Consider the following 14985-nt stretch of genomic DNA (forward strand, 5'->3'; position numbering starts at 1 on the left):
GGAGACGGGGTATCAACTAATCTGGCGTTGATTTTTGGCACGCTGTTGAGTTCTCAAGGAACGGACGCTTCCTTTGTACTCACCCTCTCGGGCTTTCCTCCGGGCGCTTCCCTTCGGTCTTGCGTTTCCGACTCTATCAGATCCTTTTCCGATCCGATTTCCTCGGTGCTTTCCAGGTTCCCGCTCTCGCGTTTCCCTTTCCGGCGGTTCCGACTTTATCAGATCCTTTCGGGCCTGACCCCCAGTCAGCGGGGCTTGTCCTCGCGGCCGTTGGGCCGTTCCGACGAGTGAGACTTTAGCGGATTCCTCGCTCCCGAGCTAATCGGGGGCTGCGCTCTATCGAACGCGGATTCCTCATTCCGTAATTACACATGCCAATGAGACGACGGCAGACAGATCGACTGCTGTCGAATAGTGGTTTGTCCTTGCGGAGTGGCTGTCCGGGGACCGACCGAGGTCGGCGCTCACGTCGGACAACTCGGAGAACAGTACGGATCGGGGTGGGGCGTGTCAACTTCACTCTGTGCGGCACTCCTGGGGCGTAGTGTGGGACACATGACGACGTGTACGTGCACCCAGCTGTGGTGGGCCGCCTGACGGCGGCCGTGCGCACGTATGCACTCAACGGCCGCCGCCTCGGCGGCCGTTCTCGTATCTCCCTCCAGAGCTCCTGAGGGTCGGCCGGCCGGGGACGGCGGTCTCGACCAGAAGGTGGAGAAGAGATGACGCGGGTCTTCAGTGGGGTCAAGCCGACCGGGCATCTGACGCTGGGGAACTACCTGGGGGCCATGCGGCGGTGGGCCGCCGTCGATCAGCACCAGGCCGATGCGCTGTTCTGCATCGTCGATCTGCATGCGCTGACCGTGGACCACGATCCGGCGCGGGTACGCAGGCTGAGTCGGCAGGCGGCGACGTTGTTGCTGGCGTCGGGGCTTGATCCGGAGCTGTGCACCGTCTTCGTACAGAGTCATGTGGATGAGCACGCGCGGCTGTCGTATGTGCTGGAGTGCGTGGCCACGGACGGCGAGATGCGGCGGATGATCCAGTACAAGGAGAAGGCTGCTCGGGAACGGGAGCGCGGCGGGAGTGTGCGGCTGTCGCTGCTGACGTATCCGGTGCTGATGGCGGCGGACATCCTGGCGTACGGGACCGATGAGGTGCCGGTCGGGGACGACCAGACGCAGCATGTCGAGCTCGCTCGGGATCTCGCGGTGCGGTTCAACCAGCGATACGGGCATGCGTTCGTGGTGCCTCGGGCCACGCCTCCGCAGGTCGCGGCTCGGGTGATGAATCTGCAGGATCCGACGTCGAAGATGGGCAAGAGCGACGACTCCGGGCCGGGGATCGTCTATCTGCTCGACGAGCCGGATGTGGTGCGGAAGAAGGTCATGCGGGCTGTGACCGACAGCGGGCGGGAGGTCGTGTACGACCGGGCCGCGCGGCCGGGGGTGGCGAACCTGCTGGAGATTCTGGCTGCGTGCACGGGTGGGAACCCATCGGAGCTGAGCGGTGTATATGAGTCGTACGGCTCTTTGAAGTCGGCCACCGCGGAGGCCGTGGTCGAGGTTCTCAGGCCCGTGCAGGAGAGGCACAGGGGGCTGTGCGCGGATCCTGGCTATGTGGAGGGGGTGCTGCGGGATGGTGCGGAGCGGGCTCGGGCGATGGCTCGGCCGACCGTCGATGCCGCGTATCGGGCGATCGGATTGCTGCCGGCTGCAGCGACTGCGACCGCTGATATCGGGGTGACCGCGTAGGGGGTGGGCTGGGCCGCCCCTTGGGAAAGGGGCGGCCGGGCGTCACTTGGTGCCGGAGGCCAGTTCGCGGCTGCGGTCGCGGGCGGCTTCGAGGGCGGCGATGAGGGCGGCTCGTACGCCGTGGTTCTCGAGTTCGCGGATGGCGTTGATGGTGGTGCCGGCGGGGGACGTCACGTTCTCGCGGAGCTTGACGGGGTGTTCGCCGCTGTCGCGGAGCATCGTCGCGGCGCCGATCGCGGACTGGACGATCAGGTCGTGCGCCTTGTCGCGGGGCAGGCCGAGGAGGATGCCGGCGTCGGTCATGGCTTCGACCAGGTAGAAGAAGTACGCCGGGCCGGAGCCGGAGAGCGCGGTGCAGGCGTCCTGCTGGGACTCGGGGACGCGGAGCGTCTTGCCTACGGAGCCGAAGATCTCCTCGGCGTGGGCCAGGTCGGCTTCGCTGGCGTGGCTGCCGGCGGAGATGACGGACATGGCCTCGTCGACCAGGGCCGGGGTGTTCGTCATGACGCGGACGACCGGGGTGCCTGCGGCGAGGCGGGACTCGAAGAAGGAGGTGGGGATGCCGGCGGCTCCGCTGATGACCAGGCGGTCGGCGGGGACGTGCGGGGCGAGTTCGTCGAGGAGGGTGCCCATGTCCTGCGGCTTGACCGTGAGGATCAGGGTGTCGGCGGTCTTGGCGGCTTCCGCGTTGGTGACCGGGGTGACTCCGTAGCGGGTGCGGAGTTCTTCGGCTCGTTCCGCGCGGCGGGCCGTCACCAGGAGGTCGGCCGGAGCCCAGCCGCCGCGGATCATTCCGCTGAGCAGGGCTTCACCGATCTTGCCGGTGCCGAGGACTGCGACTTTCTGGGTCATGGCTGAGGTGCCCTCCGGGGGTGCGTCGTCCGGGGTACATCGTCGCACCAGGGGCCGTGGCTTGGGTGGGGTGTCCGGTAGGCGGAATGTTGGTGGGTGGGGTGCCGTGGGGTTTTTCTCGCCCCCGCCGCCCCTACCCGTCCCATCCTTCTGGGGCTCCGCCCCAGACCCCGCCAGGGGGCTCTGCCCCCTGGACCCCCGCTCCTCAAACGCCGGAGGGGCTGGTTTTTCAGCCGCCCACTCCCCGAACACGGGACGGGCTGGAAGGGAGGTCAGGCCGTCCTGCGCCGCAGGGTCGCCGCTCCCAGGCCCAGGACCAGCAGGGCACAGCCCGCCACGATCAGGGCGTCGCGGACGAAGGCGGCGGTCATGTCGGTGTGCTTGAGGACCTCGTTCATACCGTCGACCGCGTAGGACATGGGGAGGACGTTGGAGATGGCCTCAAGGGCCGGGTGCATGTTGTCACGGGGAGTGAAGAGGCCGCAGAGGAGGAGCTGGGGGAAGATCACGGCCGGCATGAACTGGACGGCCTGGAATTCGGAGGCCGCGAAGGCCGAGACGAAGAGACCGAGCGCGGTGCCGAGCAGCGCGTCGAGCAGGGCCACCAGCAGGAGCAGCCAGGGGCTGCCGGTGACGTCCAGGCCGAGGAACCAGAGGGCGAGTCCCGTCGCCAGGGCTGACTGGATGATCGCGAGGGTGCCGAAGGCGAGGGCGTAACCGGCGATCAGGTCGCCCTTGCCGAGGGGCATGGCCAGGAGGCGTTCGAGGGTGCCCGAGGTGCGTTCGCGCAGGGTGGCGATGGAGGTGACCAGGAACATCGTGATCAGCGGGAAGATCCCGAGGAGGGAGGCGCCGATGTTGTCGAAGGTGCGCGGGCTGCCGTCGAAGACGTAGCGCAGCAGGAACAGCATCACGCAGGGCACGAAGAGCATCAGCGCGATGGTGCGCGGGTCGTGGTGGAGCTGGCGCAGGACCCGGGCGGCGGTGGCGGTCGTGCGGGCGAGGTTCAGGGGGCCGGTGGGGGCGGGCCGCAGTGCCGGCGTCGTGCTCGTCTGCGTGGTCATCGCGTGGTCTCCTTCGCGCCGGCGGCCGCGACCGCCTCGTCGACCAGGTGCAGGAAGGCCGCCTCGACCGTCTCGGAGTTCGTACGGGTGCGGAGGGCGTCCGGGGTGTCGTCGGCGAGGATCCGGCCCTCGCGCATGAGGAGGAGGCGATGGCAGCGCTCGGCCTCGTCCATGACGTGGGAGGAGATGAGGAGGGTGGCGCCGCGTGAGGCGGCGATGGAGTGGAAGAGGTGCCAGAGGTCGCGGCGCAGGACCGGGTCCAGACCGACCGTCGGTTCGTCCAGGACGAGGAGTTCGGGGGTGCCGAGGAGGGCGACCGCCAGGGAGACGCGGCTGCGCTGGCCACCGGAGAGGTTGCCGGCCAGGGCGTCGGCGTGGCTGGTGAGGTCGACGTCGGCGATCGCGCGGGTGACGTTGTCATGGCGGCGGTCGGCGGCCGCGTGGCCAGAGTCGAGGATCGCGGCGAAGTAGGCGAGGTTCTGGCGGATCGTCAGGTCGTCGTAGACGGAGGGAGCTTGGGTGACGTAGCCGATGCGGGTGCGCAGGGTGGGGTGGCCGGCGGGACGGCCGAGGACGTCGAGGGTGCCGGTGACCTTGGCCTGGGTGCCGACGATCGCTCGCATGAGGGTCGTCTTGCCGCAGCCGGAGGGGCCGAGCAGGCCGGTGATCTGGCCGCGCGGGACGGTGAAGTCGAGGTCGCGGAGTACTGGGCGGGTGCCGCGTACGACGTTCAGGGCGTCGGCTCGGATGGCGGGGTAGTCGGGTGTGTCCGGGGTGTCGGGGGGATCGGATCGGACGGATGAGTAATTCATCATGCGATGAATAATCCTCCGGCGGGAGGACGTCGTCAAGCGTCGAGGGCCTCAGGGGCCGACCCTGCGTCCTGCCTCATGCGTCCTGCGCGTGTTCGCGGCCGGTGTGCAGTTCGCCCGCCCTCCCCGGCGCGGCGTTGCGTTGGTGTCCGAGGCCGTAGGGGAAGGGCGGGCGTGAGGAGGGGGGTGGGGGCGATGGTGGCGGGGCGGGGAAGCGGAGGGTGCGGAGGGAGGTCAGGGGGTGGTGGCTACGAGGAGGTCGACGTCGTAGGTCTCCTCGATGAATCCGTCCGGGAAGGTCCTGAGGAGGATCTGCTTCTCCTCGGCGAAGAAGGTGGTGCTGGCCTCTGCGCCGTGGACCAGGAAGATCGAGTGGCTGCCGAGGTTCGCCAGGTGGGTGTCGACGGTGACGTGGCGGCTCCAGCGCACCTTGCGGCGGGTGAAGGCGAGGCGGCCGGTGGGGTCGGTCAGGGCGGCTCGGGCGCCGCTGCCGCCCTGCTCGACGACGGGGTGGATGTCGAAGCGGTGTTCGATACGGCGCGCCTGGGCCACGTGCCAGGAGATGTCGAGGGGGGTGCTGTTCCACCACAGGGCCAGTGCGCCGCCCGGCCGTAGTACGCGGAGGGCCTCCGGGGCCGAGTGGGCGGGGTCGGTCCAGTGCCAGGCCTGGGCGTAGGTGAGGAAGTCGGCGGAGGCGGTGGCGACGGGGAGGGCGTTGCCGTTGCCGCGGACGATCGGGATGTCGGGGTGACCGTGGCGGAACTGGGCTGCCATGCCGTCGCCGGGCTCCACGGCCAGTACGTCGGCGCCGCGCTGTCGCAGGAGCGCGGTGGCTATGCCCGTGCCCGCGCCTACGTCGACGACGCGTGCGCCGGTGAGGGGGCGGCCGGCGAGTTCCTCGATCGCGTCGAAGAGGGCGGGCGGGTAGGAGGGGCGGTTCGCGGCGTACTGGGCTGCGGCGGCGTTGAAGGAGCGGGCGCGGTCGGTGTGTGAGGGGGCCGTCATAGGCCCATGGTGGCCGTGGTTGGTGCGGTGTGCACCGAGTTTGCCGAGAGGTGGAGGCGACTTGGCAGGCGGCGGCACGGGTGCCCCCGGGGAGGAGGGGAGCAGGGGGCGGCTGTGACAAATCCGAGCCGGAGCTGCGGCCCCGGAGCGACCCAATCCCTGGGACCTCGGCCGGGGGTGGAGCGGCTCCGCGCACGGCTGCAGAAGTCGGGCCGACCTGAACTTCCGGCCGCGGCTAGCCGGGGTCTGCACAGGCTGACGGGGCAGGAGGCCGGAGCCCGCACGAGCCAACGGGCCGAGGATCAGACTCCGCACGAGCCAACGAGGCAGAGGAGTGTGCGGCTCGTCCGGGGCTGGGGGGCTCGTGGGCTCTGGGTTGGGGCTGTGCCTGCGGCTAAGGGCGGCGGCGCTTCTTCGCTCGGTTGCCTGTGCGGCGGGTGGTGCGGGAGTTGTGTTGGGTGCGGGACTTCTCGTACTCCTCGCGGTGGAGTTTCTCGCCGGGGGCCTCGAAGAGGGAGCGGAAGAAGTAGGCGAGGAGGGAGCCGACGAAGCCGATCATGAGGAGGCTGCGGAGGCTGGCATGGCGGTCGGGGTCGGGGCGCTTGGTGAAGGCGTCCCAGGTGTGGCGGAAGGCGAGGGCGCTGCACACCGCGAACATCACCACGACCAGGACGGTGACGAAGCTGCCGACCGCGGCGATCTGGATCCCCTGGTAGGCGAAGCGCAGGACCAGGCAGGAGGCGGCCGCGGTGGCGAGGGAGCCGACGGCCACGGCGATGCGGCGGGCGGTGTAGCCGTTGTCGTGGTCGACCCAGGTCGTGCCGAAGAAGCGGAGGGGCTCGGGGCGGGGGCCCGTGGAGCCCGCGGGGATGTCCGGGGTGCCGTTCTTCTCGCTCACGAGTCGATTATGGCTCCGGCGTGGCCGCGGGCTCCGTACGGGTTCCGCCCGGTGTCCGTACTGGCCCCGTACTGGCCCCGTACGGGCTCCCTGCGGGTTACGGCGAAACAGGATCGGCCGGGATCAGCCGAGATCCGCCCCGGTCCACCTAGGTCCGCGGGGCTCCGTCCGGATCAGGAGCAGCGCGGGCGGACGTAGCCGTCGCTGCCGGTGTTCACGTAGGCGTCCGAGACGAACTCGCCGTCGTCGATGTTGTCCCAGATGTTCGACGTGCCGTAGGGGCCGGTCACCCTCGTGCCCGGCGTCTGGCAGTAGATCGGGATCATGGCGCCCTCGGGCAGGACGCGGACGACGGAGTACTGGGTGCCGGGGCCCCGGCGGACGTTCAGGCGAACGCCCGGCGCGACCTCGTAGTAGCGCACCGCCGTGGCAGCCATGGTCGTCACGGCCTCGCCCTCGCCTCGGCCGACGTCCTCGCCGACGACGGCCGCCTCGGCTCTCTCGAACCCTTCAGCGCGGTCCACAGACATGGAAAAACCTCCCCCGTTGATCCCCATGGCTCCCATGGGGTCCCGTTGATTCCCCTAAATCACGCCACGCACACATGTGCGCAGTGGGAACACGGAGGCTAGCAAGCCGCCTCTGTCTCGTACGAGTCATCGACTAGGCTCCGTGCGTCGCGCGCGCGGACGAACAGCACGGGGGTGGTCCCATGGCGCCACAGCAGAACGCCGGAGCGAGCGCGGAAGCGGAACTTCCCGAGTACGCCGGTCACTACCGCCTGGAGTCACACCTGGGGTCCGGCGGCATGGGCGTCGTCCATCTGGCGCGGAGCACCTCGGGCATGCAGCTCGCGGTGAAGGTCGTGCATGCCGAGTTCGCGCGGGATCCCGAGTTCAGGGGCCGGTTCCGGCAGGAGATAGGGGCGGCGCGCAGGGTGAGCGGGGCCTTCACCGCGCCCGTCGTGGACGCCGATCCGGAGGCCGAACGGCCCTGGATGGCCACCCTGTTCATCCCGGGGCCGACGCTCGCCGACCACGTCAAGCGGAACGGGCCCATGGAGCCCGCGCAGTTGCGGCGGCTGATGGCCGGACTGGCGGAGGCGCTGCGCGACATACACCGGGTCGGCGTGGTGCACCGGGACCTGAAGCCGAGCAATGTGCTGCTCGCCGAGGACGGGCCGAAGGTCATCGACTTCGGCATCTCTCGGCCAAAGGACAGCGAACTGCGCACCGAGACCGGGAAGTTGATCGGTACGCCGCCGTTCATGGCGCCGGAGCAGTTCCGACGGCCCCGGGAGGTCGGGCCGGCCGCCGACATCTTCGCGCTGGGGTCCGTGATGGTGCACGCGTCGACGGGGCGGGGGCCGTTCGACTCCGACAGTCCCTACGTCGTCGCCTACCAGGTCGTGCATGACGAGCCGGATCTGACCGGCGTACCGGAGAATCTGGCGCCGTTCGTGCTGCGGTGCCTCGCCAAGGAGCCCGAGGACCGGCCCACGCCCGACGAGCTGATGCGGGAACTGCGGTCGGTGGCGGCGTCGTACGACACGCAGGCGTTCATTCCGGCGCAGCGGGCCGGTGAGAAGGACCAGCCCGAGCCGGAGGCGGAATCCGGGGCGGGGTCCAGGTCCAGGTCTAAGGCTGGGTCGGCTGTCGAGGCAGACGCCGAACAGGCGCCCGGAAAGCGTCGGCGCCGGCTGCTCGCCCTCGGGGCCGGGGCCGTCGGTCTCGCCACGGTCGTCGCGCTGGCCTCCGTGCAGCTGCTCGGCGGTGGGGATCCGGCGCCGAGGCCCGAGGGCACGCAGACCACGTCGGCCGGGTTCGGCGGGTGGGCGACGGCAGCGGTGTCCAGGAAGGGCACGCCCCAGTGTTCTTACGGCGCCGGAAAGGTGCTGTGCTCGCAGACCGGGCTCGTCTTCGCGCTCGACCCCCAGGACGGCCGGCTGCTGTGGCGGCACCCCGTCGACACCGCGCGCGTGAGCGGAGCGCCGACCCTGGCGGGCGGTCTCGCGCAGCCGCCGTCATGGCCGGGCCGTCGGCTGGAGGCCCTCGATCCCGCTACGGGCAAGGCGCGTTGGCAGCAGGACGTGCCCGCGTACGACGCCTCCTCGGTCGTCGGCGGGATGGTGCTGCTCACCGGCGCCGACGGCACGGTCACCGGCGTGGACGGGGCTTTGGGCGACACGAAGTGGAGTCGCGCGGTGCCGGGGCACAGGGCGCCGTACTTCGTCTCCTTCGCCGGGGATCCGCTGGCGTACACGGCGAGCCCGGCCGACGACGGGTCGAGCACGCGGGTCACCGCGGTGGACCCGGCCACGGGTGAGGTGCGCTGGGACGCCCGGCTGAAGGGGACGCTGGAGCTCGTCGGCGCGTCGGACGGGTCGGTCTTCTTCGTGTCGGTCGGCGGGATCTACAGCGACTCGCGGACCGTTGTGCGCTACTCCCCCGCCGACCGGACCACGCGGCGCGTGCCGCTGTCCCTCCCGCTTCTGCGGGCGCACGGCACCGTACGCGGGAACGTCGTCCACCTCGTGGGCGGTGACGGTTCGCTGGTCGCCGTCGACATGGCGGCGGGCAAGCAGCTCTGGAGTCTGGAGACGTCCGTGCTCCGTACGTCGTCGCCCGTCGCCGACGGCCGGCATGTGTACGTCAGCGCCCCGGACGGACGGCTCCTCGCCGTGGACGCCCGCGACGGACGGCTCCTGGGCCAGACCCCGGCCCGACTCGGCGCGGGCTCGGGCCAGTTGGCGGCCGACCTGCCGGAGCCGGTGCTCACCGACGGCCGCGTCTTCGCGAGCGCCCCCGACGGCACCGTGTTCGCTGTCGACGCCCGCGACCCGTCGGCCTGGTGACGGGGCCGTACGTCCGGCCTCTCGGCCAGGTGACAGGCGAAGGGGCCGCCTCCTGTGGAGACGACCCCTGCAACACGCTGGGCCTCAGCCCCTACGGGAAACCTCAGCCGAGCTTCGTCACGTCCCGCACCGCGCCCTTGTCGGCGCTGGTCGCCATCGCCGCGTAGGCCCGCAGTGCCGCCGACACCTTGCGCTCGCGGTTCTTCGGGGCGTACGCCCCGTCCAACGCCTGCTCACGGCGCGCGAGTTCCGCCTCGTCGACGAGCAACTCGATCGAGCGGTTCGGGATGTCGATGCGGATCCGGTCGCCGTCCTCGACGAGGGCGATCGTGCCGCCGGACGCGGCCTCCGGGGAGGCGTGGCCGATCGACAGGCCCGAGGTGCCGCCGGAGAAGCGGCCGTCGGTGATCAGGGCGCAGGTCTTGCCGAGGCCGCGGCCCTTGAGGAAGGAGGTCGGGTAGAGCATCTCCTGCATGCCGGGGCCGCCCTTGGGGCCCTCGTAGCGGATGACGACGACGTCGCCGTCGGTGACCTGCTTGTTGAGGATCTTCTCGACGGCCTCTTCCTGCGACTCGCAGACGACCGCCGGGCCCTCGAAGGTCCAGATGGACTCGTCGACGCCGGCCGTCTTCACCACGCAGCCGTCGACGGCGAGGTTGCCCTTGAGGACCGCCAGGCCGCCGTCCTTGGAGTACGCGTGCTCGGCGCTGCGGATGCAGCCGCCCTCGGCGTCCTCGTCGAGTGCCTCCCAGCGCTCGGACTGGGAGAAGGCCTCCGCCGACCGGACGCAGCCGGGGGCGGCGTGCCACAGCTCGACGGCCTCCGGCGAGGGCGACCCGCCGCGCACGTCCCACGTCTTCAGCCAGTCCGCCAGGGACTGGCTGTGGACCGAGTTGACGTCCTCGTTGAGCAGCCCGGCGCGGTGCAGTTCGCCCAGCAGCGCCGGGATACCGCCCGCGCGGTGCACGTCCTCCATGTAGTACGTGCGGTCCTTGGCGACGTTGGGCGCGACCTTCGCCAGGCACGGGACCCGGCGGCTGACCTCGTTGATCTGCTCCAGGCCGAACGGAACGCCTGCCTCCTGGGCGGCGGCCAGCAGGTGCAGGATCGTGTTGGTGGAGCCGCCCATGGCGATGTCGAGGGCCATGGCGTTCTCGAAGGCGGCGAAGGTGGCGACGTTGCGCGGCAGGACCGTGTCGTCGTCCTGCTCGTAGTAGCGACGGGTGATGTCCATGACCGTCTGCGCCGCGGCGACGTACAGCTGTTTACGGGCCGTGTGCGTGGCCAGCACCGAGCCGTTGCCCGGCAGGGACAGGCCGATGGCCTCGGTCAGGCAGTTCATCGAGTTGGCGGTGAACATGCCGGAACAGGAGCCGCAGGTCGGACAGGCGTTCTCCTCGATACGGAGGATGTCCTCGTCCGAGATCTTGTCGTTCACGGCGTCGGAGATCGCGTCGACCAGGTCGAGGGTGCGGACCGTGCCGTCCACGAGGGTCGCGCGGCCGGACTCCATCGGGCCGCCGGAGACGAAGACCGTGGGGATGTTGAGGCGCAGGGCCGCGTTCAGCATGCCCGGGGTGATCTTGTCGCAGTTCGAGATGCAGATCAGGGCGTCGGCGCAGTGGGCCTCGACCATGTACTCGACCGAGTCCGCGATGAGGTCGCGGGAGGGCAGGGAGTACAGCATGCCGCCGTGGCCCATCGCGATGCCGTCGTCGACGGCGATCGTGTTGAACTCGCGCGGGATGCCGCCGGCCTCACGGATCGCCTCGCTGACGATCCGGCCGACGGGCTGCAGGTGGGTGTGGCCGGGCACGAACTCCGTGAAGGAGTTCGCCACCGCGATGATCGGCTTCCGGCCGATGTCCGCACCGGGTACACCGGAGGCGCGCATAAGGGCGCGGGCGCCCGCCATGTTGCGGCCGTGGGTGACTGTGCGGGACCTCAGCTCGGGCATCGTCGCTCGCTCCTTCAGGGACTGCGGGGACTGCGATCAGAGACTTCTGACTGCTAACGAGCGTACGCCGGTCATCCAGCGGTCGGGACGGGGTGTCCGGAATGCGGGACACATGTCTCGCGGATCAGCTGTCCGAGGAGCCCCGCCCGGTGAGGTGCCCCTGCACCACGGGAGCCACGCGCGCGATGATCTGCTCCACGTCGACCGAGGTGATCGGCTCGATCTTGATGACGTACCGCATCATGGCGACGCCCACGAGCTGCGCGGCCGCCAGCTCGGCGCGCAGTTCCGCGTCCGGGGCGTCGATCTCACCGGCGATGCGCCGCAGCAGCTGCGCGGAGACGAGGCGGCGGAAGACGGCGGCCGCGGCGTCGTTGTTGACCGCCGAGCGGACGATCGCGAGCAGCGGTTTGCGGGTGACCGGGTTCTCCCAGAGCCCGAAGATGGTGCGGGTCATGCGCTCGCCGGCGTCGTCGAGCGGTCCTTCCAGCACCGCCTCCCGCACCTTCAGCGCAGGCGCGAAGGCGACCTCCACCGCCGCCTCGAAGACCTGCTCCTTGGTGCCGAAGTAGTGGTGCACCAGGGCCGAGTCCACGCCGGCCGCCTTGGCGATGCCCCGCACGGACGTCTTCTCGTAGCCGCGCTCGGAGAACTCCTCGCGGGCCGCGTCCAGGATGCGGTCGCGGGTGTCGGCGGATTCCGTACGAGGGGGCCGGCCCCGGCGTCGGGAGCTCACCCCGCCTCGGCCCGAGGTGGCGTCGGTCACGGCCGGGGCACCTTCATCGCCGAGGCCAGATGCAGCCGCGTGAAGGCGAGGGCCTCGGCGAGGTCGGCCTCGCGTTCGGCGCCGGACATCGCGCGGCGGGTGTTGACCTCGATGACGACGTGGCCGTCGAAGCCGGAGAGCGCGAGCCGTTCCAGCACCTCGGCGCAGGGCTGGGTGCCGCGGCCGGGGACGAGGTGCTCGTCCTTGGCCGACCCCCTGCCGTCCGCGAGGTGCACATGGCCCAGCCGGTCCCCCATGCGATCGAGCATCTGCATGGTGTCGGTGCGGGCGGTCGCCGCATGGCTGAGATCGATCGTGAAGTGGCGGTAGTCGTCCTTCGTCACGTCCCAGTCGGGGGCGTACGCGAGCATCTCGCGGTCGCGGTAGCGCCAGGGGTACATGTTCTCGACGGCGAACCGCACATCCGTCTCGTTCGCCATGCGCCAGATGCCCTCCACGAAGTCCCGGGCGTACTGCCGCTGCCAGCGGAACGGCGGGTGCACGACGACCGTGGAGGCGCCCAGCTTCTCGGCGGCCGCCTGGGCGCGCTGGAGCTTGGTCCAGGGGTCGGTGGACCACACGCGCTGGGTGATCAGCAGACAGGGGGCGTGCACGGCGAGGATCGGGATGCGGTGGTAGTCGCTGAGCCGGCGCAGCGCCTCCATGTCCTGGCTGACCGGGTCGGTCCACACCATGACCTCGACGCCGTCGTACCCGAGGCGCGCGGCGATCTCGAAGGCCGTCGCCGTCGACTCCGGATAGACAGAGGCCGTCGACAGGGCGACCTTCGCATCCGGGATGCGCACCACTGGTTCTGCCACGAGGGACAGAGTACGGGGCGGTGCCGGAGGCCGAGGAACGCATGGGCGTGCGCCCGCCACGGGGCGTGGCGGCGGTCAGGGGCGCGAACTGGGCATATGCCGGGGGCTCGGCGTGGGGGTGCGGGCCGACGGTGTGGCGGGGTTCACGACACCCGGCAGCGGCGCCGGCTCCGCTGGGCCGGCCCTGCCGGGGCGGCCGTCACCCCACCCCCATGTGATCCAGCTTCCGCAGGATCACGCCCTCGCGCAGCGCCCAGGGGCAGATCTCCAGCGTCTCCACGCCGAACAGGTCCATCGCGCCCTCGGCCACCAGCGCCCCCGCGAGCAGCTGTTCCGCGCGCCCCTCCGAGACGCCCGGCAGCTCCGCTCGCTGGGCCGTGGTCATGCCGGCCAGGCGCGGGACCCAGGCCTCCAGGGACTCCCGCTTCAGGTCGCGCTGGACGTAGAGGCCCTCCGTGGAGCGGGCCGCGCCGGCGAGGCGGGCGAGTTGCTTGAAGGTCTTCGAGGTGGCGACCACGTGGTCGGGGGACCCGAAGCGGCTGAATTCGCCGACCGTACGGGCGATCTGGGCGCGGACATGCCGACGCAGCGCCCTTATCGCCTCCGGGTCGGGCGGGTCGCCCGGCAGCCAGCCGGCGGTCAGCCGTCCAGCGCCCAGCGGCAGCGACACCGCCGTGTCCGGCTCCTCGTCCATGCCGTACGCGATCTCCAGGGAGCCGCCGCCGATGTCCAGCACCAGCAGCTTCCCGGCCGACCAGCCGAACCAGCGCCGGGCGGCGAGGAAGGTCAGCCGGGCCTCCTCGGCGCCGGAGAGGACCTGCAGCTCGACCCCGGTTTCGTCCTTCACGCGCGCGAGAACGTCATCGGCGTTGGTGGCCTCCCGCACCGCGGACGTCGCGAACGGCAGGACCTCCTCGACACCCTTGTCCTCGGCGGCCTGCAGCGCCTCATGGACGACGCCGATCAGCCGGTCGACCCCGTCGGGGCCGATGGCCCCGCTGTCGTCGAGGAGTTGGGCAAGGCGCAGCTCCGCCTTGTGTGAGTGCGCGGGCAAGGGGCGCGCGCCAGGGTGTGCATCCACCACCAGCAGATGCACGGTGTTAGATCCCACGTCGAGGACACCGAGTCTCATGGACGGAACGCTACTGCCACCTGGGCGGTCCTCTGTCCTCGAAGTCGCAGGTACGGACGCCGTACTCTGGACCCGTGCCAAAGACGAAAAAGGCGAAGAGCGACAAGACGGCCAAATCCGCCACGGGTTCTTCGCAGGCAAAGGCAGCCACGAAGTCGAAGCAGCCCAAGAAGGGCTCCCGGGAGCCGGACGAGAAGGGGCTCGACTTCGCGCGCGCATGGGTGGAATTCCCTGATCCGGCGGACGACGAGCAGGTCTTCCGCTGCGATCTGACATGGCTGACCTCCCGTTGGAACTGCATCTTCGGCAGCGGCTGCCAGGGCATCCAGGCGGGCCGCGCGGACGACGGCTGCTGCACGCTGGGCGCGCACTTCTCCGACGAGGACGACGAGAAGCGGGTCGCCGGGTATGTGGCGAGACTCACGCCGGAAATCTGGCAGCACCACGACGAGGGCGTGGAGCACGGCTGGGTCTCGGAGGACGAGGACGGCGACCGCCAGACCCGCCCCTACAACGGCTCGTGCATCTTCCAGAACCGCCCCGGTTTCGCCGGCGGCGCGGGCTGCTCGCTGCACATCCTCGCCCTGAAGGAGGGCCGCGAGCCGCTGGAGACCAAGCCGGACGTCTGCTGGCAGCTGCCGATCCGGCGGACGTACGACTGGATCGACCGGCCCGACGACACGCGCGTGCTCCAGGTCTCGATCGGCGAGTACGACCGCCGTGGCTGGGGCCCGGGCGGCCATGACCTGCACTGGTGGTGCACGTCGGCGACCTCGGCGCACGGCGCCGGCGACCCGGTGTACGTGTCCTACCGGCCGGAGCTGACCGAGCTGATGGGCAAGGCGGGCTACGACCGCCTCGTCGAGCTGTGCGAGGAGCGGCTGGCGTCGCAGCTGCCGTTGCTGGCACCGCATCCGGCGGATCCTGTCGGCTAGGGCCTGTCCGGCGGATCAGGCCGGCACCGAGAGACAGTTCCTGGCGGCGGACCCGAGCGGGGCCTGGTGCGTGCAGCTGCAAGGCGGAGGAGGGCGCCGACGCGGAGCGTCGGCAACCGACGACAACGCGGCAGA

General features: G+C 70.6%; 13 protein-coding genes. 3 read left to right on the forward strand and 10 right to left on the reverse strand.

The window, feature by feature from the left end:
• Nucleotides 1–722 precede the first annotated feature (722 nt).
• Nucleotides 723–1754, forward strand: coding sequence for a tryptophan--tRNA ligase (gene trpS, locus ACIA8X_RS00005; protein WP_393449028.1), 1032 nt, complete (start codon nucleotides 723–725; stop codon nucleotides 1752–1754).
• Between the two features lie 42 nt (nucleotides 1755–1796).
• Here the strand turns inward: trpS and proC are convergent, their stop codons facing one another.
• The 6 genes from proC to ACIA8X_RS00035 form a co-directional block, all read right to left on the reverse strand.
• Nucleotides 1797–2606: a pyrroline-5-carboxylate reductase gene (proC, locus tag ACIA8X_RS00010; protein WP_393449031.1), complete on the reverse strand. Its 810-nt coding sequence runs from the start codon at nucleotides 2604–2606 to the stop codon at nucleotides 1797–1799.
• A gap of 272 nt (nucleotides 2607–2878) precedes the next feature.
• Nucleotides 2879–3670, reverse strand: a complete 792-nt coding sequence (locus ACIA8X_RS00015) for an ABC transporter permease (protein ID WP_393449034.1) — start codon at nucleotides 3668–3670, stop codon at nucleotides 2879–2881.
• On the reverse strand, nucleotides 3667–4485 hold the full coding sequence (locus tag ACIA8X_RS00020; RefSeq protein WP_399457437.1) for an ABC transporter ATP-binding protein: 819 nt from the start codon (nucleotides 4483–4485) through the stop codon (nucleotides 3667–3669). The genes ACIA8X_RS00015 and ACIA8X_RS00020 overlap by 4 nt, the downstream gene beginning before the upstream one ends.
• Nucleotides 4486–4716: 231 nt before the next feature.
• The gene (locus ACIA8X_RS00025; protein WP_399457438.1) at nucleotides 4717–5487 is read right to left on the reverse strand and encodes a class I SAM-dependent methyltransferase; all 771 of its coding nucleotides are present in this window, start codon (nucleotides 5485–5487) and stop codon (nucleotides 4717–4719) included.
• Between the two features lie 394 nt (nucleotides 5488–5881).
• Complete coding sequence (locus tag ACIA8X_RS00030) at nucleotides 5882–6385, reverse strand: EamA/RhaT family transporter (protein WP_393449043.1); 504 nt, start codon at nucleotides 6383–6385, stop codon at nucleotides 5882–5884.
• A 173-nt stretch (nucleotides 6386–6558) separates the two neighbouring features.
• Nucleotides 6559–6915: an SH3 domain-containing protein gene (locus ACIA8X_RS00035; protein ID WP_393449046.1), complete on the reverse strand. Its 357-nt coding sequence runs from the start codon at nucleotides 6913–6915 to the stop codon at nucleotides 6559–6561.
• Between the two features lie 182 nt (nucleotides 6916–7097).
• On the opposite strand from ACIA8X_RS00035, the gene ACIA8X_RS00040 reads away from it, so the two are divergent.
• Complete coding sequence (locus ACIA8X_RS00040; protein WP_399457439.1) at nucleotides 7098–9239, forward strand: serine/threonine-protein kinase; 2142 nt, start codon at nucleotides 7098–7100, stop codon at nucleotides 9237–9239.
• A 103-nt stretch (nucleotides 9240–9342) separates the two neighbouring features.
• Here ACIA8X_RS00040 and ilvD read toward each other — a convergent pair whose 3' ends face one another.
• The 4 genes from ilvD to ACIA8X_RS00060 all read right to left on the reverse strand — a co-directional run bounded on the left by ilvD (nucleotide 9343) and on the right by ACIA8X_RS00060 (nucleotide 13915).
• Complete coding sequence (gene ilvD, locus ACIA8X_RS00045; RefSeq protein WP_393449051.1) at nucleotides 9343–11196, reverse strand: dihydroxy-acid dehydratase; 1854 nt, start codon at nucleotides 11194–11196, stop codon at nucleotides 9343–9345.
• 124 nt (nucleotides 11197–11320) lie between these two features.
• On the reverse strand, nucleotides 11321–11962 hold the full coding sequence (locus tag ACIA8X_RS00050; RefSeq protein WP_399457440.1) for a TetR family transcriptional regulator: 642 nt from the start codon (nucleotides 11960–11962) through the stop codon (nucleotides 11321–11323).
• On the reverse strand, nucleotides 11959–12783 hold the full coding sequence (locus ACIA8X_RS00055; RefSeq protein ID WP_393449057.1) for a sugar phosphate isomerase/epimerase family protein: 825 nt from the start codon (nucleotides 12781–12783) through the stop codon (nucleotides 11959–11961). Before ACIA8X_RS00055 ends, ACIA8X_RS00050 begins: the two co-directional genes overlap by 4 nt.
• A 199-nt stretch (nucleotides 12784–12982) precedes the next feature.
• A complete protein-coding gene (locus ACIA8X_RS00060) occupies nucleotides 12983–13915 on the reverse strand; it encodes a Ppx/GppA family phosphatase (RefSeq protein ID WP_393449060.1) in 933 nt (310 codons plus the stop codon).
• 74 nt (nucleotides 13916–13989) lie between these two features.
• On the opposite strand from ACIA8X_RS00060, the gene ACIA8X_RS00065 reads away from it, so the two are divergent.
• Nucleotides 13990–14850, forward strand: a complete 861-nt coding sequence (locus ACIA8X_RS00065) for a hypothetical protein (protein WP_393449063.1) — start codon at nucleotides 13990–13992, stop codon at nucleotides 14848–14850.
• The last annotated feature ends 135 nt before the right edge of the window (nucleotides 14851–14985 follow it).

Source organism: Streptomyces sp. NPDC051738, from assembly GCF_044453205.1.
Lineage (GTDB): Bacteria > Actinomycetota > Actinomycetes > Streptomycetales > Streptomycetaceae > Streptomyces.